The following is a 24,811-nucleotide window of genomic DNA, read 5'->3' as shown; positions in this document are numbered from 1 at the left end:
CCTGATAGTACGCGCGGCGGTGGGCCAGGTAAGCGTGATGTGCCTGGTACACCGCGGCGCGGGGCAAGCCCGCTCACTACAAACAGCGGTGGCCTCAGTTTTCTTCGCCTTCGGCCAACAGCGCAATGCCGCCGATAATCACCGCCACGCCCACCCAGTGCAGCACGCTGATATGTTCCCCCAGCCCCAGCCACGAGCCCAGCAACACCACCACAAACACCAGTGAACTCAGCGGGAACGCCAGGGACAGGCTGCTGCGTCGCAAAATCAGCATCCACACGAAGAAGGCGCCAATGTAGCTGCCGATCGCCGCCAGGATGCCTGGGTTGCGTGCCACATCGGCCAACCACTGCCAAGTGAGATCCATCTGCCCCAGTTGGTCACCGGCCACCTTGGTAAACAACTGGCCGGCGCTTTCAAAGCCGATCAGCAACGCCCACAGCACCACGGTGCCAAGGCGACCGTGCAGCCATCCGCTTGGACGTTCCACCACCATTTCCTGCGAATTCATGCCTGACTCCCGGCAATTGCCACCAACATCACACCCACGGTAATCACCAATGTGCCCGCCCAGCGGCGGCGGCTCACGGTTTCCTTGAGCACCACCTTGCCCGCCAGCACCACGCCGCAATAGGCCAGCGCGGCCGCCGGGAACAGCAGGCTCAGCGGCGCACGGGACAACGCTTCAAGCCACACGAAAAATTCGATGGCATAGGCGCCGATCCCGGCCCACAGCAACGGCGCATTGAACACCTGGCCCCAGAACGCATTCAGGCGAAAACCACCTTCCAGCTCGGGCAGGCGGTCCAGGCCGATCTTGAAACACAACTGGCCGATCACATCGAGCACGATGGAAAAGGCCACCAGCAACACCACAGTCAGGGTCACGGGAACAACTCCTCAAACAGGTCGATCAGGGCTTCATTGGTGGCGGCATTGCGCTGTATATCTTCAGCGCTCCAACGCTCGGGTGGCGGCTGGTCAGACTTGGCCTCCCAGCGCTTGAACGCGTTGCTGAACGCAGGCGTGGCGAATTCGCCGCACACGTCGATGCCAATGATGCGTTTACGCGCAGCCAACGCCCGCAGCGCTTGCAACAAGTGGGTCAGGCGCATGCCGCCCTGGTCCCAGTTGGTGGCGGCGTCTTCGCTGGCCAATACGTCTTTGTCGATGGTGATCCAGATGGCCTCAGTGGGCAGGCTGGTGATCATCTGCTCCAGAAACTGCGCCCAATCCAACTCCGCGAGGTTGCGCCAGTGCAGGTGGTTTTCCTGCTGCTGGTGACCGGCGCCATCGCCCACCCGGCCCCAGACTTTCGACGGCGGATGCTGCCAGGGAAACAGCTGCAAGTGCCCGCGCTTGAGGGCGCCCAGGTTGCCGCCGCGCAGTTGCGGGTTATGCAGGTCGTCGCTGCACGGGCCCAGCGTGACGATGCGTTTGATCGCCGGCATCTTCAACGCGCGGTTGACCCACGAGCCGCAGTGGCGCTTGGGCGCAAAGCGCACCCAGTCGGGGTGATTGTCGAAGTGGATCAAGCTGATGGGTTCTTTAAGGTCGGCCAGAAAAGCCGGGGTGAGGTGGTGGTAGTCACCAGAGCCGACAAACAGGATTTCCGGTCGCGCATCCACGGGCCGGGGCCGCTTGGCCAGGCGCTCGGCGAAGGCCTTCCAGGTTTTTTCGGTGGACCACAGGCGCAGCTTCGGGCCCAGGTCCAGCAGGTCGAGGCGCGTGGCCTGACCGCTGGCCAACCGCCGGGCAATCGGAGCCTGGCTTGTTAGGCTGTGGTCGAGGTCAAGAATATTCAAGGCAGTGTTCCCCTTAGGCTTTAAGGGGGCAATGCAAGGGCCGGGCCAGCGTTTATCTTAAGTACAGCGAATAACCAATGTGGGAGCGGGCTTGCTCGCGAAGGCGCAGTGTCAGCCAACACATGCATCAACTGACACACCGCCTTCGCGAGCAAGCCCGCTCCCACATTTGAACTGTGACCAACCTTAGGATTTGGACTCGTTGATGATCTGCCGAATCGCGCCCACAAACGCCTCGGCCGGCTGGCCACCGCTCACCGCGTACTGGTCGTTGAACACGATGGTCGGCACCGAGCTCACACCACGGGAGACCCACAGTTGCTCCTGCTCACGCACTTGGGCGGCGTATTCGTCGCTGGCAAGAATCTCGGCGGCGCGTTTCAAGTCCAGCCCGACGCTCTCGGCGATGATCGCCAGGGTGGCGTGGTCGGACGGGTCCTGACCATCGGTGAAATACGCCTTGAACAGCGCTTCCTTGAGGTTGTACTGCAAGCCTTCCAGCCCAGCCCAATGCAACAGACGGTGCGCATCAAAGGTGTTGTAGATGCGGCTCTGGCCATCAGTACGAAAGGCAAAGCCCAGTGCGGCGCCCATGTCGCGGATACGCTCGCGGTTGGCCTGGGATTGCTCGGCGGTGGAGCCGTATTTTTCGGTGATGTGCTCGACGATATTTTGCCCTTCGGCGGGCATGTTCGGGTTCAGTTCAAACGGCTGGAAATGGATCTCGGCCTGCACCTCGGCACCAAGCTGGTCCAAGGCTTCGGTCAGGCCGCGCAGGCCGATGATGCACCAGGGGCAGGACACGTCGCTGACGAAATCGATTTTCAGGGGAGTACTCATGGTGGGCAACCTCGCAGGCAGAAACATGCCGTAAAAGGCTCACGATACACCAATGTCACAGCACCTTCGAAGGCTCACCCAGGTCAATCTGCGCCCAGTGCGCTGCGTCTTCGCGATGAGCTTGCAGGTAGGGCAACACAGCCGTCAGCAGCGGCGCCTTGAACGCTTCCTGGAAACGATGGGCCATGCCGGGAATCAGCTTCAACTGGCTGCCCTGGATATGCGCCGCCAGGTGCACGCCGTGCATCACCGGCAACAGCGGGTCGGCGGTGCCGTGCACCACCAGCGTCGGCACGCGCAGCTGGTTGAGCAACGGCACGCGGCTCGGCTCGGCGAGGATCGCCATGATCTGACGCTTCACGCCGTCCGGGTTGAACGCCCGGTCGTAGGACAACGCAGCCTGATGCAGAAGCGCCTGGCGGTCATCCTTCACATTCGGGCTGCCCAGCGCGGCCAGCAAATCGGCCTGCTGCTCCAGGGCCACTTCGCGATTAGGCGCGCTGCGTCGCGACAGCAGTTGCACCAACGCCGCACTCGGCGCAGGCAAGCCTTCGGCGCCGGAGCTGGTCATGATCAAGGTGAGGCTTTCCACCCGCTGCGGCGCCATCGCGGCCAAGTGCTGGGCGATCATGCCGCCCATGCTCGCGCCCAATACGTGGAATTGCTGGATCTGCAAGGCATCCATCAAACCCAACGCGTCGTCGGCCATATCGCTCAAGGTATACGGCGCTGCCACGGGCAGGCCGAGCTTGTAGCGCAGCACTTCAAAGGTCAGGTTGGCGCTCGCGGGCGCCTGGCGCCAGGTCGACAGGCCAACATCGCGGTTGTCATAGCGGATGACCCGAAAACCTTGTTGGCACAGCGCGACGACAACCTCGTCGGGCCAGTGAATCAACTGCCCGCCCAAGCCCATCACCAGCAGCAAAGCCGGGTCGGACGCACGGCCGATACTCTGGTAGGCGATGCTGACCTTTTCCAAGTCGACCGTTTGGGTCGGGACATTGACATCACATCGAGAAGCCGCAAAAGACGGCAGGCCGAACAAGAGAGCGGCCAATAGAAAAAACACGCGCATGAAAAACACCGAAACGCAGAACCCCAGTAGAGCGCGAGTCTGATGAAGTTTGTTCAAGCGCGCTGCCACAGTTGCGTGACAGTTTGATGAAGAGTGCCGGGCGGTCATGCTCAACCTGCGTATCGACAGACCCGGCAACATGAGACAAACTCACGCCATTCCAACTCATCACAAATTATATTCATGGAGAGCCCGTGCTCGAGATCCGTCACCTCAAGACCCTGCACGCCCTGCGCGAAGCCGACAGCCTGGTGGAAGCTGCCGAGCGCCTGCACCTGACGCAATCGGCACTGTCCCACCAGTTCAAAGAGCTGGAAGAGCGTCTGGGCATGCCGCTGTTCGTGCGCAAGACTAAACCGCTGCGCTTCACCAGCGCCGGCCTGCGCCTGCTGCAATTGGCTGACGCCACCCTGCCCTTGCTGCGCGGAGCCGAGCGTGATATCGCACGGTTGGCCGGTGGCACCGCCGGGCGTTTGCACATGGCCATCGAATGCCACAGTTGCTTTCAGTGGTTGATGCCGACCATCGACCAGTTCCGTGATGCCTGGCCGGAAGTCGAGCTGGACCTGGCCTCGGGCTTCGCCTTCGCCCCGCTGCCGGCCCTGGCCCGTGGTGACCTGGACCTGGTGGTGACCTCCGATCCGCTGGAACTGCCGGGCATCACCTATGTGCCGCTGTTTACCTATGAGGCCATGTTGGCCGTGGCTAACCAGCATGCGCTGGCAAATAAGGCGTACGTCGTGCCGGAAGACCTGCTGACCGAAACCCTGATCACCTACCCCGTGGAACGCGACCGCCTGGACATCTTCACGCGCTTCCTGGAACCCGCCGACATCGAGCCGGCCCAGGTGCGTACCTCTGAACTGACGGTGATGATGATGCAACTGGTGGCCAGCGGCCGTGGTGTGTGCGGCATGCCGCACTGGGCGCTGCATGAATACAGCTCGCGCGGGTATGTGAAGGGCAAGCGCCTGGGTGAAAAAGGTTTGTTCGCGACGCTGTATGCGGGGATCCGTGCGGACATGCTGGATGCGCCGTACATGCGCGACTTCCTGCTGACGGCGAAGGACACATCCTTTTCCACACTGGATGGCGTCAGCGCGGTGCGCTGAAGTTGGGAACAATCAAGATCAAAATGTGGGAGCGGGCTTGCTCGCGAATGTAGTGGATCAGTCACAGAGATATTGACTGACCCACCGCATTCGCGAGCAAGCCCGCTCCCACATTCGATAGGGTTTTCACCAGAGAATTACGCCGTGAGCGATTCGCGGTAGAACGGCAGGATCAAGTCACGCGTCAACGGCGCCAACTGCAGGCCACCGTCGCCAGCCGGGTCGATCCAACGCACCTCTTCAATCTCGGCCGCCGGGGTGACATTTACGTCGATGTTCACCTGGAACAACTCGGCTTCCACGGTGAAACCCGGCTCATTGACGGCCGGAGCAGAGAACTTGCCCAGGTAAACGGCGGCGCTTGGGTCGATGCGCAGGTTGAGTTCTTCGTGCAGCTCACGGGCCAGTGCTTCGGCGGGTTGCTCGCCGGCGTCGATCTTGCCGCCAGGCTGCATGAACGCCTGGGTGCCGCGCTTGCGCACCAGCAAGGTCTGGCCGTCAGTGCCGATCAGGAGGGCGGCGGCGATACGGATGGTGGAGGGCATGAGTGGTCTTCCTTGGCGGCAAAGGGCGCAAGGATCACATGACCTGTAGCTGCGCCGCAATCCAATGTGGGCTTAGCCAGGGATCACACTGTGATCTTTGATAAACACGCTGTATCGCGCGCCTTCCATGGTCTCGAAGGCAATCAACTTATCCACCAACGGCAAGTTCAACACCTTGCCGGCATTGAGCAGCAACATGCCGTTATCGGCGTTCAGGCTGCGCGCCAGCACCATGCCCTCCTCCAGTTCCCGAGTACCGAGCACCTTGACGTTGGGGTCGCCCAGGGTCACGTCATTGAGGTAGGTGGCGCACACCTGCACAAAGTCCTCGACCATGTTCGGGTCATACAGCCGCCCTGCGTATTTACGGATGTACAGCAGCGCTTCGTCACTGTTCATCTGCCGCTCCAGGATCAGGCCTTTTTGCAGCTCGATGAAATCCACCGCCAGTTTGAGCAGGCGTGAACCTGCGGGAATCGCCTCGCCCTTGAGGTGGTCGGGGAAACCGCTGCCATCCCAGCGTTCCTGGTGATGACGGATCAGCCGTGCGGCGTCTTTCATCGGTTCCAGGGCCATCAACAGCGACTCGCTTTGGGTGGCGTAGGCGCGATAGCGTTCGCGGTCGCTGCTGTGCAGCAAGTCCGAGGGCGAGGCCATCATGCTGTCGCTCCAACTCAACTTGCCGATGTTGTAGAGCGCTGCGGCCATGGTCAGGTCGCGGTTGCTGGCAGAGTCCACGCCATGGGCGATGCACCAGGTGCGCACCAGTTCGATGATCTGCCGGTTGGTCTGCTTGGCACGCGGCAGGCGCAGGTTGGCCAGCAGCGAGAACACTTCGGCGCCGGTGGCGTAGCTGTGTTTGAGTTCTTCGTAGGCCAGGTCGAGCATGTCGGCGGTTTGCTGCAGTTCGCTGGTGCGCGCGGCCACGCGTTTTTCCAGCGTGGCGTTGAGCTGCTTGAGTACTTCGTTCTGCTGCAAGATCAGCTGTTCCAGGCGCAGTCGCTCACGCTCGGAATGCTGATGAGCCAGGGATTGGCGCAGCGCCGACAGCAGTTCTTCATCGTTCCAGGGTTTGCTGAGGTAGCGGTAGATCTCGCCTTCGTTGATGGCCTTGATGATCAGCGTCAGGTCGGTCTCACCTGTGAGCAGGATGCGCACGGTGTGGGGATAGTGTTGGTGGACATGCGCCAACAGCGAAGCACCGTCCATGCCTGGCAGGCGTGCGGCGCTCATCACCAGGTCGACGGGTTGGCTGGCGAGGATCGCCAGGGCCTCGGCAGCGCAGGTGGCGCTGTACAGGTCGAAGGGCTCCAGCCGCAGCAGGTGGGTGAGGCTGCGGAGTACGTCCGGGTGGGCATCGATCAACAGCACCACGGCGCGGTCGGTATCGGTGAAAGTAACTGACTCTCCCATGGGACACCTCGGATCGTCGGTATGCGCTCCTTACAGTCTGGGCCTGCCTCCTTGGCGATTACTGAGTAGTTTAGTCGGTTTCTGGCAAAATGATGGCCTTCCGATATCAATGCAAAAAAAAGCCGCTCCAGAAACAGGAGCGGCCTTCGAGGTGAAACCGGTACGCCTCACGCGTCGGCTTTTTTCGGGCTTGAGCCGAACGACGCAAAACGCTTGTTGAACCCGGCAATCCGGCCTTCGGCCTGGGTCTTGCGTTGTTGGCCGGTGTAGATCGGGTGCGAGGCGCTGGACACGTCCAATGGGATGTACGGGTAGGTGTTGCCGTCGCTGTGTTTGTGGGTGCGATCGCTGTCGGCGGTGGAGCCGATCAGGAAGAACACGTCGGCGGCAGTGTCGTGGAACAGCACGGTGCGGTAGTCGGGATGGATTCCAGCTTTCATGAGGCCTCCGGGGCGTGTGGGTGCAAAACAAGTGTTATACAATAACACAAATCATGCACCCAAACGAGAACCGATTGCAATAAGAATAGACCGAGAGAGTCTATGCAGCTTCCTGGAAATCCATCTCCGGTGGCTGTTGCGAGAAGCCACGGGTCAGTACGCCCAGGTACACCAAACCAATCGCCAACCACACCAGGCCCAGGTAAATCGCCAAGTGGTCGAGGCTGACCATCAGCCATAAATCCGCGACCAGGCCGATGGTCGGGAACACCAGAAACAGGATCAACTCACGCACGCCGCGCTGTTTGGCGCCGATCCAGTAGTGGAAGATCACCGACAGGTTCACCAGGCTGAACGCCAGGAACGCACCGAAGTTGATGAACGAGGTGGAGGTGGTCACGTCCAGCTTCAACGCCAGCAGCGCCACCACTGCACACAACAGGATGCTGTTGACCGGCGTGCCGAAGCGCGCATGCAAGGTGCCGAAGAACGACTTGGGCAACACACCGTCACGGCCCATGGCAAACAACAACCGCGAACCACTGGCCTGGGCCGATAACCCCGAGGCGAATTGACCGACGATCAGGCCGATCAGGAAGATCGACACAAACAGGTCGCCGCCGATATTGCGCGCAATTTCGTACGCCGCCGAATCGACGTTGGCGAATTCGAACGACGGATGAGCGATCTGCACAAAGTAGGACACCGCCACAAAAATCAGGCCGCCGATCAAAGTGATCAACATGATGGCCCGTGGAATGGTGCGACGTGGGTCGCGGGTTTCTTCGGTCAGGGTGCTGACCGCGTCAAAGCCCAGGAACGAATAGCAGGCAATGGCCGCCCCACTCATGATCAACGGCATCTGCATCTGGCCGTTGAAGAACGGGGTGATGGTCCACAGCGGCTTGCTGGCGTCGCCGCCGATGTAATGGATGCACAGCGCCACGAACGCGATCAGCACCAGGAACTGCACCAGCATCAGCAACGCATTGATGCCGTTGGCCAACTTGAGGCCGACGATGTTGATGGCGCTGGTGATGCCGATAAACGCCAGCACCCAGATCCATTGCGGCACTGCCGGGAACGCCGAATTGAGGTACGCCGCACCGATCAGCCAAATGGCCATGGGCAAGAACAGGTAGTCGAGCAACACCGCCCAACCCGCGATAAACCCCAGTTTCGGGCTGATTGCCTTGCGCACATAGCTGTAGGCGGAACCGGCGACCGGAAAAGCCGAGGCCATGCGCCCGTAGCTCATGGCGGTAAAGAACATCGCTACCAGCGCCGCCAGATACGCGGCGGGGACCATGCCCGCAGTGGATTGCGCCAGGATGCCAAAGGTGCCGAGCACAATGATCGGCGTCATATAGGCGATGCCAAACAGCACCACCGACCCTAACGACAGGGTGCGTTGCAAACGAGCCATGAGCGATTCTCCGCTGATTTATTAGATTTATGGCAGAACTGAAATGGGTGTTGCAGGTGTCTTTTTTCTTATGTACGGCACGGGTTGTAGTGAGCGAGCTTGCCTCGCGCTGGGTGGCGAAGCCGCCCCAAACCCAGGCACCTCGGTCTTACTGAAACACTGCGGCGGCCTGGTTGGGGCGGCTTCGCCCCCCAGCGCGAGGCAAGCTCGCTCACTACAGGGTTCCCGTCAGCCGGGGAAATTGGGGATCAGAAGCTCCCGTGTGCCGTCTGCGCGCTCGATCACCTCACCCGGCAATTTCAAGCGCTGGTCATCCAGGTAGCGGTAGTCCTTGCGCGCCGCTGCCAGTTGGTCAAGGTCCAGCTCGACCGTGAATTGCCCTTCCTCGCGCCCGGCCTCGAACAGCAAGGTGCCTATCGGGTCCACCAACGCGCTGCCGCCGGCGAATAACAGGCCGCCATCGCCCTCGCCTACCCGGTTGACCATCAGCGCAAACGCCTGATTTTCCTGGGCGCGGGCCATGATTGCGGTGCGGTGGGTGGGACCGTACGGGTCCATGTTGCCGTTGGTGACGATCAACAGTTCGGCGCCCAATTGCGCATTGGCGCGGGCGGTTTCCGGAAACTCGATGTCGTAGCAGATCAACAGGCCGATGCGTACGCCGTTCCACACACAGGTGGCGTAGCGGTCACCCGGGGTAAACACACCGCGATCAGAGGCCCAGAGGTGGGTCTTGCGATAACGCAGGGCGATGCCCTCGGGGGTAATCAGCAAGGTAGTGTTGTAGAACTGGCCGTTATCGTTCTCGGCCATGCCGATCACCACGGCGATGTTGCGCTCGCGGGCGGCCTGGATAACGGCCTGCACGGTCGGGCCGTCCAGCGGTTCGGCGATGTCGGCGACGGTCTCGGCCGACGGGAAGCCCATCAGGTGGGTTTCCGGGAAGACGATCAGTTGCGTATCGCCGGCACAGGCAGCAATCGCCGCCAAAGCGCGCTCAAGGTTGTAAGCTGTACCGTTATCACGGCCCGCCAACTGGGCAAATTCGACCTTCATGGGTATTCCTTGTTCTCAATCTGTGCCGCAGTATGCGCAGCCACACCAGGCCAGGGAATTACGCGGCGGGGGTAACCCGATAGGGGTAGATAATGACCATGTCGCTGCAAGACATCGCCTGGCACCGTTCGGTGGGGCAAATGATAGACGCCCTGGACCAGGCCAACTTCTGGACCCAGCTGGTGCGATTGCTGGACCAATACGTGCCGTCCGACAGTTGGGTGGCGCTGTTGTTCAGCAGCGAGCACCGGCCTCTGGTGTTCGCCGAATGCCCCGGCGCCGACGGCACGCCGGACCATCTGTTCCAGGACTACCTCAACGGCCTGTACCTGCTCGACCCCTTCTACATCGCCAGCCGCGAGCATTCGCGTACCGGCTTGTTCCGCCTGGCCGACGTCGCGCCGGAGCACTTTGAACTCACCGAGTATTACCAACGGTACTTCCGCTTGAACGTGGTGGCCGATGAAATCCAGTTCAATTGCCACCTGCCAGATGGCCGCACGCTGTGCCTGTCCCTGGGATCGAAACAGCGCTTTGACCAAAGCCAGATTGCCCTGCTGTCGTTGATCCAGCCGTGGGTGCTGAGCCTGTTGCGCCAGCGCCTGCCCTACGAACTCAATCAGGTCAGCGCGCCGCAACCTCCTATCCAGAATGATGAATGGGGCGCGCAGCTTACCGCCCGCGAACTGGATGTCGGCCGTTTGATGCTCAGCGGTTGCTCCAGCAAGGAAATCGCTCGTAAGCTGGAAATCTCTGTTGAAACCGTGAAAGTCCATAAGAAACACATGTACAGCAAGCTAGGGATCAAATCCCAGTCGGAGCTGTTCTCGATCTTTCTTCAGGCGCAAACCGCCTAGCCGATGAGTCCGAACCCAAGGAAAACCGTATGAGCCTGTCGTTATTAAGCCGTTACGCCTTCTTTGCCGTGTGCGTCATTTTTACCCTCGCCAGCCTCCCGTTTATCGAACATGAATGGCTGTGGCCCATCACCGTGGTCACCGGCATCCTCAGCCTGATCGGCATTTTCGACCTGCTGCAAAGCCCCCACGCCGTGCGTCGCAACTACCCGATCCTGGGCAATATCCGTTACCTGGTGGAAGCCATCCGCCCGGAAATCCGCCAGTACCTGCTCGAATCCGACAGCGACGCCCTGCCCTTTTCCCGGGCCCAGCGCTCGCTGGTGTATTCGCGCGCCAAGAATGAAAGCGCGGACAAACCCTTCGGCACCCTGATCGATGTGTACCAGTCGGGCTTCGAATTTATCGGCCACTCCATGCGCCCAGCCCCCTTGAGCGACCCGAGCGGGTTTCGCGTGATGGTCGGCGGGCCGCAGTGCAAGCAACCGTATTCGGCATCGGTGTTCAATATCTCGGCAATGAGTTTTGGCTCGCTGAGCGCCAACGCAATCCGCGCGCTCAATCAAGGCGCCAAGCTCGGCAACTTTGCCCATGACACCGGCGAAGGCAGCATCAGCCCCTATCACCGAGAAAACGGCGGCGACCTGACCTGGGAACTGGGCAGCGGCTACTTCGGTTGCCGCACCAGCGACGGCCGTTTCGACCCGGAACGCTTCGCCGTGCAGGCCCAGGACCCGCAAGTGCGCATGATCGAAATCAAGATGAGCCAGGGCGCCAAGCCCGGCCATGGCGGGATCTTGCCCAAGCACAAGGTCACCCAGGAAATCGCCGAGACACGCGGCATCATGATGGGCGAAGACTGCATCTCGCCGTCGCGCCACAGCGCGTTTTCCACGCCTATCGAAATGATGCAGTTCATCCAACAACTGCGCGAGCTGTCCGGCGGCAAACCGGTAGGCTTCAAGTTTTGCCTGGGCCATCCGTGGGAGTTCATGGGCATTGCCAAGGCCATGCTGGAAACCGGCATCCTCCCGGATTTTATCGTGGTGGATGGCAAGGAAGGCGGCACCGGTGCGGCGCCCGTGGAGTTCACCGACCACATCGGTGTGCCGTTGCGTGAAGGCCTGTTGTTCGTGCACAACACCCTGGTGGGCCTGAACCTGCGCGACAAAATCAAGCTCGGCGCCAGCGGCAAGATCGTCAGCGCGTTCGATATCGCCAGCGTCTTGGCCATCGGTGCCGACTGGGCCAACTCGGCGCGGGGCTTCATGTTTGCCATCGGCTGCATTCAGTCCCAATCGTGTCACACCAACAAATGTCCGACTGGCGTTGCGACTCAAGACCCGCTGCGCCAACGCGCGCTGGTAGTGCCGGACAAGGCCCAGCGTGTGTTCAACTTTCATCGCAGCACGCTCAAGGCGCTGGCAGAAATGCTCGCCGCTGCTGGCCTCGATCACCCTTCGCAACTGTCTGCCAAGCACTTGGTGCGGCGAATGTCGGCGACCGAGATCAAACTGTTTTCACAGCTTCATGTGTTCCTCAAGCCGGGTGAATTGCTAACCGGTGAGGTAAATGGCGAGTTCTATTCGCGCATGTGGCAGATGGCGCGGGCCGATAGCTTCGAGCCCAATGACGTCGTGGCTGCATAATCGTCAATCATCACTGACCGCTGAACCGGACCACCGACGGCATCGTTGAAACAAGGAGATTCACATGCCGTTGCTGGACTTTGCTGCTATCGCCAAACAATTGCCCGACAGCTGGAAATCAACACGCTTGGGCCAGGTCGGCCCGGCGCGGATCAAGGTGTTGCGCATGGATGAGCAGGCGTATGAGGAAGAGACCCATGACTACAACGAAGGGCTGTTTGTGGTCAGCGGTCATTTGCAACTGAGCATCGACAACCAGGAAATCCGAGTGAATGCCGGCCAGATGTACCTCGTGCAAGCCGGTACGGCCCATAGCGTGCTCGCGGGCAGCCATGGAACTTTGGTAATCATTGATGTCTAGAGACATCCAGTAATACCCAACCTTTGCAATTGCTTACAAATACCGCCAACCTTCGCGCCCCCGACGCGTGGCGTGCGTCATTGCCCACGCCCGCGTGTCTTTAATAAACAATCCGTACAAGAGCCTGCTGCCATGCTGAACGGACGCGACCCGCGCATCGATTTTTTTCGGGGCCTGGCGTTGATCTTCATTTTCTGGGATCACGTCCCCCACAATCCCCTCGGCCAGATCACCCTGCGTAACATCGGTTTCAGTGACGCTGCGGAAGTCTTTGTGTTCCTCGCCGGCTTCGCCTCGGTGATGGCCTACGGCAAAGTCCTGCAACGCGAAGGCTACTGGATGGCCTGCCTGAAAATCCTGCGACGCACCTGGGTGCTGTACGTGGTCCACATCTTTTTGCTGGCGATGCTGATGGGCATCGTGTTCTTCGCCAACAGCCACGTCGAGACGCGTGACCTGGTGCAAGAAATGGGCATGACCCACTTCATCACTCACCCGCAACAGGCGTTGCTGGATGAGTTGCTGTTGCGCTTCAAACCCAACCTGATGGACCCCTTGCCGCTGTACATCGTGTTGCTGGCCAGCCTGGCACTGGTACTACCGCTGATGATGCGCAGCCCCCTTGTGGTCGTGGCTGTGTCGCTGACCGTTTACTTGCTGGCGCCCTGGATGGGTTGGAACCTGCGGGCCATCGAGGACGGCGTGTGGTATTTCAACCCGATTACCTGGCAGTTGCTGTTTGTACTGGGCGGGGCTGCGGCGATTCATAGTCAGCGCAAAAAGCCCGTCGAGCCTCGTCCCTTGTCACGTCAGCCGATGTTTATCGCGGCAGCGGTATATGTGCTGATCACCGGCATTCTGACCCTGTCGTGGCGTTGGCCTGAGCTCCACGACGCCGTCATGCCAGCCGTGATCAGCGAGCTGATCTACCCGATCAGCAAAACAGACCTTTCACCCGTGCGCCTGCTGCACTTCCTGGCCCTGGCCTACGTCACCGCCAAGCTGCTGCCGGGCGCAGGCTGGACGCAAAATCCGCTCGCCGCACAGGTGTGCCGAATGGGCCGGTTTTCTCTGGAAGTTTTCTGCTTGGGCGTGTTGCTCGCCCCCTTGGCCGACATGCTCAATGCCATGGCCGGCGATGCACTGGCAATGCAACTGCTGACCGCGTGGGTGGGCGTGGTGCTGATGGCCGCACTGGGCGCCTGGCTGGAGTTGAACAAGCGGCTGAGCCAGCGCCGCGCGAATTGACTTAGGTAACGCCCGCATCGCGCGGGCGTGCGTATTCGTGCGTTCAATTTGTTGACCCGCGCGCCTCAAAGCTTGGCGCAACGGGCCAACCAAGGATCACGCCGATGGCGAGGCAACATGCCCGGCGTTGGTCGGTTGCAGCTTGAAGACGTAGAACAGCACCGTCAGCAGCACCAGGAACGCAGGCCCTACGTAAAGCGCCACACGGGTATCCGGGAAGTACGCCATCAAGCCTACGACCAGCACCAGGAACGCCAACGCCAAGTAGGAACTGACCGGGTACAGCCACATGCGGTACTTGAGCGCCGCCTGCTCGGCTGGGCTCAAGCCTTTGCGGAACTTGAGCTGGGCCAGCAGGATCATCAGCCAAGTCCAGATCGCGCCGAAGGTGGCGATGGACGTCACCCACACGAACACCTGATCCGGTACCAGGTAGTTGAGCAGCACGCCCAACAGCAAGGCAAAGATCGACAACAACAGCGCCTTGCGGGGTACACCATTGCTTGAAGTGGTGCCGAAGGTGGCCGGTGCCTGGCCGTTCTGCGCCAGGCTGTAGAGCATGCGCCCGGTGCTGAAGATGCCACCGTTGCACGACGACAGCGCAGCGGTGATCACCACGAAGTTGATGATGCCTGCGGCGGTCTTGATGCCCAAGCGCTCGAAGGTCATCACGAACGGGCTGCCCTGGGTGCCGATTTCATTCCACGGGTAGATCGACAAAATCACGAACAACGCGCCGACGTAAAACAGCAGGATGCGCCAGAACACCGAGCCGATCGCACTGGGGATGGTCTTCTGCGGGTTGCGTGCTTCACCGGCGGTGAGGCCGATCATCTCGACGCCCAGGTAGGCGAACATCACCATTTGCAGGGACATCAGCACGCCTTGCACGCCATTGGGCATGAAGCCGCCGTGAGTCCACAGGTTGGAAATACCCAGCGCCACGCCGTCGTTGCCAAAGCCGAAGGCAATGATGCCGACACCTCCGATGACCATCGCAATGATCGTGACGATCTTGATCAGCGCGAACCAGAATTCGAATTCACCAAAGGCTTTTACCGCGATCAGGTTGATCGTACCCATGCTGATCAGCGCCGCCAGGGCCCAGATCCAGCGCGGCGTGTCGGGGAACCACACGCCCATGTACACCGCCACGGCGGTGATCTCCGCAACGCAGGTCACCAGCCACAGGAACCAGTAGTTCCAGCCAGTCAGGAAGCCCGCCAACGGGCCGAGATAGTCTTGGGCGTAACGGCTGAACGAGCCGGCGACGGGGTTGTGCACCGCCATCTCGCCGAGGGCGCGCATGATCACCAGGATTGCCAGGCCGCCGATGATGTACGACAGCATGATCGCCGGGCCGGCCATTTCGATGGCCTTGGCCGAGCCGAGGAACAGGCCGACACCGATACAGGCGCCGAGGGCCATCAGGCGAATGTGCCGTTCACCGAGTTCGCGTTTGAGCGGGCCGCCTTGAGCGGTCTCGCCATGGGGCAGTGGGTTGCCGACTGGCATAGGGGTACAACCTCATTTTGTTATTGGATTATCCGCAGAGTCTCCAGGGGCAGGCGGGTAAGCCTGCGCCCTTGCCGAAACCGGGGCCGCCTCATGGACGGGCCCTTCTTGCCAGGCAAGATCAACGGGGCGTGCAGTATAAAAAGCCCGGCTCAGGGCCTTTCACTATAAAAGCAGATCAATTTAGTGAAACAACCCGCAATAATCCAACTTTACAGGAGCATATAACCTACACCGAGCGTCAAAACGTCGCAGTACATTCCAAGAAACATCCGACAAACAAAACACATTTCCCTCACAAGCAGCCCTCAACGACTAAGCTTCCAGCAAGTCCGATCAATCTGCGTGAAGGGATCAATCGACTATGGGCGCACTGTGGCAAACCGAATCGAGCAAGGCTGCGAAAGTACAAGGCAGTTCGGACCCAGCGCCTTTACCCAAAAATAAACCCCGGCCCCGCTACTGGCTCCGGTTGTTCTGGCTGATCGTACTGATCGCATTGATTGCCCTGGGTTTTGCCGCCAGCAAAGAGATGCGCACCTCACGCCTGCAGGCCCAGGAACTCAGCCGCCTGGCCCGCGACCTTACCTACCAGGTAAAACCCGGTGCCAGTGATGCCATGGTCTATCCCGGTGCCGGCCCCTTCGACCGACGCCTGGGCTACAGCGACCTCGGCACGTTCCTACCGCGCCTGCTCAAGCGCGGTTATGTGATCCAGGATCAGTCGCGCTTTTCACCGCAACTGATGGACTACAGCGCCAAAGGCCTGTTTGTACCCTACGCGGAAAAGATCCAGGCCGGGCTGTCCATTACCGATTGCCGCGCCGTCCCGCTGTACCAATACAACTACCCGCAACAGCTCTACGACAGCTTCGCGTCGATCCCGCCGCTGGTGATCAACAGCCTGCTGTTTATCGAAAACCGCGACCTGCTTGACCCCGCCCAACCGCAAGCCAACCCGGCCGTAGACTGGCCGCGTTTTGCCAAGGCCGCGTGGTCGCAAGTCGCCAAATTGCTGCACTTGCCCGGCCAAAGCGCCGGCGGCAGTACCCTGGCCACTCAACTGGAAAAATATCGGCACTCGCCGGATGGCCTGACCGTATCGGGCGGGGAAAAACTGCGGCAGATGTTTTCTGCTGCCGTGCGCGCCTATCACGATGGCCCCGACACTTTGCCTGCACGTAAAAATATCCTGCGCGATTACCTCAACAGCGTGCCCCTGTCGGCAGTCCCGGGGCATGGCGAAGTGCATGGCATGGCCGAGGGGTTGCGGGTGTGGTACGGCGCCGATTTCAACACGGTCAACCAGGCGTTGCGCGGCCCGGTAAACGCGGAGCAAGGCCTGGCCCTGAGGGAAGTGCTGTCGCTGATCATCGCCCAGCGCCGACCGTCGCATTACCTGGCCAAAGGGCGTGATGAGCTGGCGCAACTCACCGACGCCCACCTGCGCCTGCTGGCTCAGAACAGGGTGATCACACCTGCGCTGTTGAAGGTGGCACTGGCAAGCAAGGTCACTTACCGCGACTGGGTGCAACAACCCACGGTGCAGCCGATCGAGACCAACAAGGGCATCAGCGTTGCACGCAGCCGCCTGGCCGCCCTGCTCGACCGACCACTGTACGACCTCGACCGCCTCGATCTCTCTGCGACGACTACCCTGCAAGCGCAACTGCAGGGTCAGGTCAGCGACTACCTCAAGCATTTGGCAGACCCCGACTACGCCCGCCAACTTGGCCTGCTCGGTGAGCGCCTGCTCACGCCGGCCAGCACTGCGCAAGTGCGCTACAGCTTCACCTTGTTTGAGCTGACGCCAGACGGTTCACGGGTGCGCGTGCAAACCGACAACACCGACCAGCCCTTCGACATCAACGAAGGCAGCAAGCTGGAACTGGGCTCCACCGCCAAGCTGCGGGTGCTCACCACCTACCTGCAAATCATCACCGAGCTGCACGACAAATACGCCGCGCAAGCTCCGGCTGCGCTGAAAAAAATCGCGGTGGATGACCAGGACCGCTTGAGCCGCTGGGCCCTCGACTACCTGATCCAGGCACCGGACAAGTCTCTAGCCAAAATGCTCGACGCCGCCCTCGACCGCACATATTCGGCCAGCCCCGCCGAGAGTTTTTTCACCGGCGGCGGCCTGCACCGTTTCCATAACTTCCGTAGCCAGGACAACGGCCGCAGTCCCAGCTTGCGCGATGCGTTGCGTGAGTCGATCAACCTGCCGTTCATTCGCCTGATGCGCGACGTAGTGCGCTACGTCACCTACTCAGGCGAGAACAATAGCGCCGAGTTGCTCAAGGACGACAACGACCCGCGCCGCCAGGAATACCTCGCTGGTTTCGCCGACCGCGAAGGCACGACCTTCCTGCGCAAGTTCTGGAAGAAGTACCAGAAGAAAGACACCCAGGCGCGCCTCGAAACCTTCCTCGACAGCCTGCGCCCCACGCCGATTCGCCTGGCCGCGGTGCACCGCTATCTGCTGCCCAATGCCAGTCAGGAGAGCTTCAACTTGTTTGTGCGTTCACACCTGAACGGTGTCAAAACCACAGAAAAACTCACCGACGAACGCCTGCAAAAACTCTACAAAGACTACGGCCCCGGCACCTACGACCTACCTGACCAAGGCTATATCGCCAAGGTGCACCCGCTGGACTTGTGGCTGTTGGGCTACTTGCTCAACCATCCCGAGGCGACCTTCACTGAAGTGGTCAAGGCCAGCCAGTTCGAACGCCAGGAGGTCTACAGCTGGCTGTTCAAGAGCCGCCATCAAAGCGCACGCGACAGCCGCATCCGCACCATGCTGGAGATCGAGGCGTTCCTCGATATTCATCAACGCTGGCAGGCCGTGGGGTATCCGTTCGACCATCTGGTGCCGTCCCTGGCAACCGCTATCGGCAGCTCCGGTGACCGCCCTGCGGCCCTGGCAGAACTGATGGGCATCATCCTCAATGACGGCGTACGGCCCCGCGTGTTGCGCATCGACACCCTGCATTTTGCCGCCGACACGCCTTACGAAACCCGTGTGGTCAACGACCCTGCACCGGGCAAGCGAGTGATGCCGATCGAGGTTGCCCAGGCCTTGCGCGGCGCGCTGTCCCAGGTAGTGGATGCCGGCACCGCCAAACGCGTGGCTGGCAGTTTCAAACTGGCCGACGGCACCCCGCTGGCCATGGGCGGCAAGACCGGCACCGGGGATAACCGTATCGAAGCGATTGGCGCAGGGGGCCGGATTCTCAGCTCAAAATCCATCAACCGTACGGCGACCTTCGTGTTCTACCTGGGCGAGCATCACTTCGGCACGCTGACCGCGTTTGTCCCCGGTCAATCCGCCGAACACTTCACCTTTACCTCGGCGTTGCCCGTGCAGGTGCTCAAGGGCATGGCGCCGATCCTGATGCCCTACTTGCAACCGGGTGACCGCACTCAATGCCTGCCAGGACCGCTTACTGACGGTGCTGCGACGCTCTGACAATAAGCGCCGCCTTGGATGATAGTGGTGGCTTGCCCGGGCTTCTAAATTGGTCTCTCCGCAAACCGCATCAGAGACCCGTTATGGATATCCGAATCAACCACCGCAACATGACCCGCGAACAGAAAAACACCTTGGTCGAAGCCATGCTGCGCTTGAAAAACGACACGCCCAGCGTGCTGCGCCCCGGCCATCAAAACCGCTATGACGATTTTGTGCAGGTGCATAAAAACGCCATGGGCGGCCCCGGCCAGTTCGCGCCCATGCCGCACCGCAGCCCACTGTTTTTCCCTTGGCATCGGGTGTTCCTGCGCCAGTTCGAACGCGCCCTGCAAATCACCGCGAATGACACCAGCATCACCTTGCCGTTCTGGGACTGGACCCTGAACGGCCCCAACGATCCCTTCACCTCGAGCTTTCTCGGCGGCAATGGCGACCGCGCCCAAGATGATCGCGTAGTCACCGGCCCGTTCGCCCAACAAGCCGGGCGCTTCGACGTAAATATCTGGGACCTGGACATCGGTGACCCCGGCCTGCGACGTGAATTTGGCAATGAAGCCGGTGCCCATCTGCCAGATAACGACCAGGTGAGCGCCGCCTTGTCGAAAACGCCCTACGCCGGCGGCCCAGACAGTTGGGTGAATTTTTGCGAAGGCATGCTGCATGACCCTGTGCATCGATGGGTGGGAGGCAATATGTCGTTTCCCACCTCACCGAATGACCCAGTGTTCTTCCTTCATCACTGCTACCTCGACCTGTTGTGGGAACGCTGGAAGCGCCAGCACCCAACCAGTGCCCCTTACTTGCCGCAAAACGGCGTCCCCGGCATGGATCAGGAGGCAACACTGGTGTTTCACGCCACCGGCAGCACGGCACCCTGGGAGAAGACCTGGACCGTGAACGAGGTGATAACCACCGAAGCCCTGGATTACACCTATGGGGTGTTCACCAGCCCGCCACCGACCTGCCTGCCTCAACCACCGGTCTGCCAGCCCACACCTGGCCCTGTCGTAGACCTTATCGCTGACGAAGTAACTATCTAACCCCTGGGGCCCGCCCTGCCTCCCTAGGCTGATGGCCTTGTCCACGACTCAAGGTCATCCGCCATGCCTGCCACACCGGATAAAGGTCCGCATTACTCATTGATCCAAAACAACCTGCCCGACTGGCTGCACACCGCCGCCTGGTCACGGGCACAGGCGCTGGGCCAAGCCCCATTGGGGCTACTGCCCGAACTTTCGCGCGCGCCCGCCGCGCTACATGCCCCGCTCAAAGTCGCCAACGCCGGGGCCTGGGCCGCCCAAAACACGGTCGATCAACGCTTGAAGGCGCTGCAAGACGTGTACGCATTTGCCGAACCCTTGCTGACCGCCGCCCTGCAGCAGCGCTACGCGTTGACGCTGGATGTACGCGCCACCCATCTGTTTCTGGTCAGTGCCAAGGGTTCATTTCTCCAGGGCAGTACCAGCCGCACCGTGTCGTTGCTTAATGCTGCCCTGCGAAATTTCTCCAGCGATGAACATTTCAGCGACAGCTCTCGCTACATCAGTCAACCGGACGCCCTTGGGCACTTTGAGATCGAGGCGCACCTTAGCCGGATGAGCATCGAGCAATTCATCGCCCTATGCCGCGAACTGGACCTCGGTGCTCAATACGCACGTCACCTGCAACAATACCTGTTGCCACCACTGGAAGCCGACCGGCAAAGCCTGCAAGCCGAGGTCATCGCCAGCCAGCAGGCGGCACTGAACAGCGCTACGCACCTGGCCCAATTGCGCGGCGACATCGAGCCGCAGGTTTTCCACCTGCTGCAACGTTGCGTGAAGGGTGAGCGCGGTGTGATGCATTTTTATCGATTGCGCATCATGGACACGCTGTTGACCGGCATCCTGTTGATCGCCGCTGATCTTGACCTGGCGAAGGACATCATGCCGGTGGTGGTGTATATCCCCCATGATCCCCACGGTGCGATCCAGGCTTACCCCAGCACGCTGGCGTTTCGTGATGCACTGGCAAAGAAGCTGCAGGACCCTACCTATCGGCAGTTCTTCAGTCGGTTTGTGGACCAGCAACAACGGGGAGTCTTCATCGAGGGCCTGCAACAACGCGCGCCCTACAGCGCAAGCCGCATCGACGGCGAGTTGTGGCCGCAGATGTACCAGGCAGCGCTGAATAAAATGCTCAACGACGGCCGTGAACTGGCAGTGTCTACGGCAGATGCCGATAGCCAAGCGCGCTGGGCCTGGTGGGACTCGTTCAGTCATACCCTTGAGGGTGCACTCAACGTGGCGCTGATGGTCATCACGCCGTTCGTGCCGTTGTTGGGGGAGATGATGCTGGCCTACACCGCCTACCAACTGCTGGATGAAGTGGTGGAAGGCGCAGTTGACCTGGCCGAGGGCCAAGCGCTGGAAGCTGCAGGGCATTTAGTGGGCGTAGTGAGTGACGTGGTGCAATTGGCGACGTTCGGTGTTGGCGGCAAACTGGCCCAGTCGGCATTCGTCAACCAACTCAAGGCGATCGAGGTCAACGGCAAGACGCGACTGTGGAACCCTGATCCGACGCCGTATCAGCAGGCCGTGCAATTACCGGCTGACTCCCTGCCGGACGAGTTGGGCGTACACACGCACGCAGGGCAAAAAATCTTGCCGCTTGACGGCGCACAGTATGCCCTGAAGCTCGAACCTGCCGGCGATCAGCATCGCATCCTGCACGCCACCCGCGCCGACGCCTACACGCCCACGATCCGCCGCAACACCAGCCCGCAAGCCTGGAGTGACCGACGGAGCCTTCTCGAATTGGGGCCGTTCAACGACGACCAGCAGCAACAGATCATTGCCACCAGTGGCCTTGATCATGACGTGCTGCGCGCTGTACAGGCCGACCAGGTAGCCGCGCCGCTACTGGATGAAACGCTCAAGCGCATGCGGCTGAATCAGCAGGCCGCGCAACTGCCCGAACGGCTGCGCGCCGGCGAACCGGTTGATCAGGACACCTATTGGAGCCCCTACATCGCCCGCGAACTGCCGGGCTGGCCACAGGAGCGGGCGATCCTGGTGTATGAAAACGCTGATCTCAGCGGCGACCACCTGCGCTTTGGCGAAATCGATGCGCCGCACACGGTGGCCATCAGCCGTGACGATTTGAACCTAGGCAAATTACCCGAACGCCTGGTAGACGCCCTGGACAGCACACAGCTCACAAGCCTGTTGGGCGAGCTGCCAGAAGACCGCACGGCGCAAATCGGTGCACTGCGCAATCGCCTGGCCGACCAGTTTGCTCAACGCAGGGGTTCATTGTTTGCTTACCTGTACCGCAGCAGTGAAGACCTCACCACCGAGCGCGGCCTGCGGGTGCGTGAAGCCTGCCCCGGACTGCCGAAAACGCTAGTGAACAACGTACTCAGCCACGCGTGGCCAGATGAGCTGACCACCCTCGACACCGAACAGCACCTGCCCCTGCGCCTGAAAAACCTCGCCCGGGAACTGCACGGGCAAGCCCAGGTTGCCGAGGCGCTTCAGGGTTTTTATGACCCTCAGTTGCTCGGCCCAAGCACCGAGCAGATGGTCCTCGATACTCTGCGCGTGTACAGCGACAGCCTAGAAGATTGCCGCATCGAAATCCGCCAGCACTCGCCCATCGCCAACGTGCGTGCCAGTGCTGGGCCGCAAAACGCTCGCGCCCAACGGCTGCTTCTGAAAAAAGACCGACACTATGAGGTTTACGACAATGGTCAGCCCCGGGGGAAGCAGGTCAGCGATTTGTTCGACGCCGTGCTTGACGCACTGCCCCCGCACAAAACCAAGACCCTGGGTTACGCACCGGGTGAGGGTGCAGCATTCAAAGGCTGGGTAATCGACACATTGCGCACGCCGCAACAGCGTCGCGCGCTGTGGACGGATTCGCCGGTCGGGGAAGCGCCGCCCACTGACACCCTGGTACTTCTGCAAAAACCCATGCATCGCGCGGCGGCCTGGCTGTGTGACTTGTTTCCCAGCCCATTGGAACAAAGGGTCAAGACGCTTTACCCGTATGCCGAGCAAACCGTGATCGACACCTACCTGCAGACCCTCGCCGACCCGCTGCAACGCCAGCGCTTCGAGGCCCGAGAGCTTGAGAAGGATGAGTTACACCGCGACCTCACGCAATGGATCGCCCGCGCGCCGGACGATGAACCGACAGACATCGGCGAACAGCGCCTGTACCTGGCCAAATCGTTGCTGCGGGCCTGGGAAGAAAACATCGACGCAGACGAAACCGGCATTCGCCTGAGCATACGTAGCGTATGGCTGCCCGGATTGCTGGAAAACCTGCGGCTGAGCGCCAACTTCGATCATGTGCTGCACCTGGATTTGATCGACGCCCAACTATTGGATACCGATACGTCATTTCTCACGAACTTCCCGCGGCTGATCAGCCTCAGCCTGCGCAATAACAAACTGACCCGATTGCCACCTTCCCTGAGGGGCATGACGTCACTGATGCGCTTGAGCCTGGAGAACAACCCCATCACATGGGACGCCGCCGGCTTGAGTCAACTCGCCGAAATGTCCCAACTGCGGCAACTGAACCTGAGCCATAACCGTGGTTTGACCCGCGCGCCAGACCTGAGTGGCCTGGTGCAGTTGGAAGCCTTGTCGTTGAACAACACCAACATCAGCGAATGGCCTGACGGTTTGTTCGAACAGTCCAGGCCTTGGGGCTTTTACCTGGACGTACAAAACACCGCCATCAACAGCGTGCCGCAATTTTTGCCCTGGACGCCCGAAGCCGAAGTGGTGGCCTGGGCCCGCCTTGACCGCAACCGTTTGAGCGCGAGCGCCGAACAGCGGTTGATCAGTTACCGACTGGCAGCCGGTTTGGACCCTTACCGTACGTATCCGCCCAAAGGCGACAGCCAATTCTGGCTGGCCAACCAACCATTGGCGCGTCAAGAAAAATTGAAACAACAGTGGCTGGACCTTGAACAGGAGCACGGCGCCCAAGGTTTCTTCGAGGTTCTGAAAAGCCTGGAGCATTCGGACGTGTTTGAAGACGCGCGCGACGAAGCACGTTACGAAGACGGCCGCGCGCAACTGACCGACAAAGTCTGGCGCATGCTGCGGGCCATGCACGGCGACCACGCACTGCGTTCGCGCCTGTTTTTGATGGCTGGCAACCCGGTCACCTGCGCCGATGCCGGAGCACACATCTTTAATGCGATGGGGGTCGAGGTGCGTTTAGCAGAGATCAGCCGGGAACCATCCGCCCTCCTGCGCGAGCGCGAACTGGTCGGGCTGGCCCGGGGCAAGTCACGCCTGGACCGGCTCAACCGGTTCGCCCAGGCCGATATCCGCCAACGCATCGCACCGGTCTCGGACGGCGGACAAGGCCTGCGTTTCAGCACGCAGTTGGTTGACGGCGTACCTGGCACGGTGGATGAAGTAGAGGTTTACATGGCCTATCACAGCGCCTTGCAAGGCCGCCTGAAACTGCCTTGGGTGTCGCCGCACATGCGCTATCGGACCACGGCCGATGTCGGCCTGACACAGCTGGAAAATGCGTTCGATCATGTGTTGGGGCAGGAAGTCGGCGACGGGCTGGTAACAGCCCTGTTGGAACAACCGTTTTGGGAGCAGTACCTGCGCGAAACCCATGCGCAGCGTTTCCAGGCCAGCCTCGACCGCGCCCATGCACTGAGCGATCCACTCGATGACCTGCTGTTTGCCCAAAACCAATGGGCCGGTGCGACGGCTGCGGAACGCATCACCCTACGATCCGACCTGCTGGCCCTGGCCGATGCCCTGGGCGTGCCTCACGCCGAAGTGCTCAGTGGCCAGCCGATGACGACGCAGGCCTACGAACGCATTCTTGCCAGCGGTTTCAGCGAGGACATCCCCAGCGAATCGAACCTGGCTCGAGACCTGACCCGTAAAGCGCTGCAGCGGCTGGATGCGCATGAGGCCGGCACTCTCTAAAGGGGGGATCCAAATTAGTTGTGGGAGCTGACCGTTTGTC

General features: G+C 60.8%; 19 protein-coding genes. 8 read left to right on the top strand and 11 right to left on the bottom strand.

Annotation, left to right across the window (positions count from 1 at the left end; genetic code table 11):
• Positions 1 to 94: 94 nt before the first annotated feature.
• The 5 genes from HF257_RS10485 to HF257_RS10465 form a co-directional block, all read right to left on the bottom strand.
• Positions 95 to 511 carry a DMT family transporter gene (locus HF257_RS10485; protein ID WP_185707632.1) on the bottom strand — a complete coding sequence of 139 codons (417 nt, stop codon included), beginning with the start codon at positions 509 to 511 and terminating at the stop codon, positions 95 to 97.
• On the bottom strand, positions 508 to 888 hold the full coding sequence (locus HF257_RS10480; RefSeq protein WP_185707634.1) for a DMT family transporter: 381 nt from the start codon (positions 886 to 888) through the stop codon (positions 508 to 510). The genes HF257_RS10485 and HF257_RS10480 overlap by 4 nt, the downstream gene beginning before the upstream one ends.
• The gene (locus tag HF257_RS10475; RefSeq protein WP_185707636.1) at positions 885 to 1,805 is read right to left on the bottom strand and encodes an arginase family protein; all 921 of its coding nucleotides are present in this window, start codon (positions 1,803 to 1,805) and stop codon (positions 885 to 887) included. The genes HF257_RS10480 and HF257_RS10475 overlap by 4 nt, the downstream gene beginning before the upstream one ends.
• Before the next feature lie 186 nt (positions 1,806 to 1,991).
• A complete protein-coding gene (locus HF257_RS10470; RefSeq protein ID WP_185707638.1) occupies positions 1,992 to 2,645 on the bottom strand; it encodes a DsbA family oxidoreductase in 654 nt (217 codons plus the stop codon).
• Between the two features lie 55 nt (positions 2,646 to 2,700).
• Complete coding sequence (locus tag HF257_RS10465; RefSeq protein ID WP_185707640.1) at positions 2,701 to 3,720, bottom strand: alpha/beta fold hydrolase; 1,020 nt, start codon at positions 3,718 to 3,720, stop codon at positions 2,701 to 2,703.
• A gap of 194 nt (positions 3,721 to 3,914) precedes the next feature.
• On the opposite strand from HF257_RS10465, the gene metR reads away from it, so the two are divergent.
• Positions 3,915 to 4,832 carry a transcriptional regulator MetR gene (gene metR / locus HF257_RS10460; RefSeq protein WP_185707642.1) on the top strand — a complete coding sequence of 306 codons (918 nt, stop codon included), beginning with the start codon at positions 3,915 to 3,917 and terminating at the stop codon, positions 4,830 to 4,832.
• 137 nt (positions 4,833 to 4,969) lie between these two features.
• Here metR and HF257_RS10455 read toward each other — a convergent pair whose 3' ends face one another.
• From HF257_RS10455 to HF257_RS10435, 5 genes are all read right to left on the bottom strand, one after another.
• The gene (locus tag HF257_RS10455) at positions 4,970 to 5,377 is read right to left on the bottom strand and encodes an NUDIX hydrolase (RefSeq protein WP_185707644.1); all 408 of its coding nucleotides are present in this window, start codon (positions 5,375 to 5,377) and stop codon (positions 4,970 to 4,972) included.
• A 72-nt stretch (positions 5,378 to 5,449) separates the two neighbouring features.
• Complete coding sequence (locus HF257_RS10450) at positions 5,450 to 6,790, bottom strand: HD domain-containing phosphohydrolase (RefSeq protein WP_185707646.1); 1,341 nt, start codon at positions 6,788 to 6,790, stop codon at positions 5,450 to 5,452.
• A 167-nt stretch (positions 6,791 to 6,957) separates the two neighbouring features.
• Positions 6,958 to 7,230: a type B 50S ribosomal protein L31 gene (locus HF257_RS10445; protein WP_016970719.1), complete on the bottom strand. Its 273-nt coding sequence runs from the start codon at positions 7,228 to 7,230 to the stop codon at positions 6,958 to 6,960.
• 100 nt (positions 7,231 to 7,330) lie between these two features.
• Positions 7,331 to 8,656 (bottom strand): APC family permease, encoded by a 1,326-nt coding sequence (locus HF257_RS10440; RefSeq protein ID WP_185707648.1) that lies wholly within the window; start codon positions 8,654 to 8,656, stop codon positions 7,331 to 7,333.
• Positions 8,657 to 8,884: 228 nt separating this feature from the next.
• Complete coding sequence (locus HF257_RS10435) at positions 8,885 to 9,712, bottom strand: carbon-nitrogen hydrolase family protein (RefSeq protein ID WP_185707650.1); 828 nt, start codon at positions 9,710 to 9,712, stop codon at positions 8,885 to 8,887.
• Between the two features lie 92 nt (positions 9,713 to 9,804).
• Between HF257_RS10435 and HF257_RS10430 the strand changes: the two genes are divergently transcribed.
• The 4 genes from HF257_RS10430 to HF257_RS10415 all read left to right on the top strand — a co-directional run bounded on the left by HF257_RS10430 (position 9,805) and on the right by HF257_RS10415 (position 13,827).
• Positions 9,805 to 10,569 (top strand): helix-turn-helix transcriptional regulator, encoded by a 765-nt coding sequence (locus HF257_RS10430; RefSeq protein ID WP_185707652.1) that lies wholly within the window; start codon positions 9,805 to 9,807, stop codon positions 10,567 to 10,569.
• A 29-nt stretch (positions 10,570 to 10,598) separates the two neighbouring features.
• The gene (locus tag HF257_RS10425) at positions 10,599 to 12,218 is read left to right on the top strand and encodes an FMN-binding glutamate synthase family protein (protein ID WP_185707654.1); all 1,620 of its coding nucleotides are present in this window, start codon (positions 10,599 to 10,601) and stop codon (positions 12,216 to 12,218) included.
• 64 nt (positions 12,219 to 12,282) lie between these two features.
• A complete protein-coding gene (locus HF257_RS10420) occupies positions 12,283 to 12,579 on the top strand; it encodes a cupin domain-containing protein (protein ID WP_185707656.1) in 297 nt (98 codons plus the stop codon).
• A gap of 132 nt (positions 12,580 to 12,711) precedes the next feature.
• Positions 12,712 to 13,827, top strand: a complete 1,116-nt coding sequence (locus tag HF257_RS10415) for an OpgC family protein (protein WP_185707658.1) — start codon at positions 12,712 to 12,714, stop codon at positions 13,825 to 13,827.
• 96 nt (positions 13,828 to 13,923) lie between these two features.
• Here the strand turns inward: HF257_RS10415 and HF257_RS10410 are convergent, their stop codons facing one another.
• Positions 13,924 to 15,342 (bottom strand): amino acid permease, encoded by a 1,419-nt coding sequence (locus HF257_RS10410; RefSeq protein WP_185707660.1) that lies wholly within the window; start codon positions 15,340 to 15,342, stop codon positions 13,924 to 13,926.
• 364 nt (positions 15,343 to 15,706) lie between these two features.
• On the opposite strand from HF257_RS10410, the gene HF257_RS10405 reads away from it, so the two are divergent.
• The 3 genes from HF257_RS10405 (at position 15,707) to HF257_RS10395 (ending at position 24,771) form a co-directional block, all read left to right on the top strand.
• Complete coding sequence (locus HF257_RS10405; protein ID WP_185707662.1) at positions 15,707 to 18,814, top strand: transglycosylase domain-containing protein; 3,108 nt, start codon at positions 15,707 to 15,709, stop codon at positions 18,812 to 18,814.
• 83 nt (positions 18,815 to 18,897) lie between these two features.
• Positions 18,898 to 19,857: a tyrosinase family protein gene (locus HF257_RS10400; protein ID WP_185707664.1), complete on the top strand. Its 960-nt coding sequence runs from the start codon at positions 18,898 to 18,900 to the stop codon at positions 19,855 to 19,857.
• Positions 19,858 to 19,920: 63 nt separating this feature from the next.
• Complete coding sequence (locus HF257_RS10395; protein ID WP_185707666.1) at positions 19,921 to 24,771, top strand: NEL-type E3 ubiquitin ligase domain-containing protein; 4,851 nt, start codon at positions 19,921 to 19,923, stop codon at positions 24,769 to 24,771.
• Positions 24,772 to 24,811: the final 40 nt, after the last annotated feature.

The organism is Pseudomonas cremoris, assembly GCF_014230465.1.
This window is presented reverse-complemented; position numbering and strand designations above follow the sequence as displayed.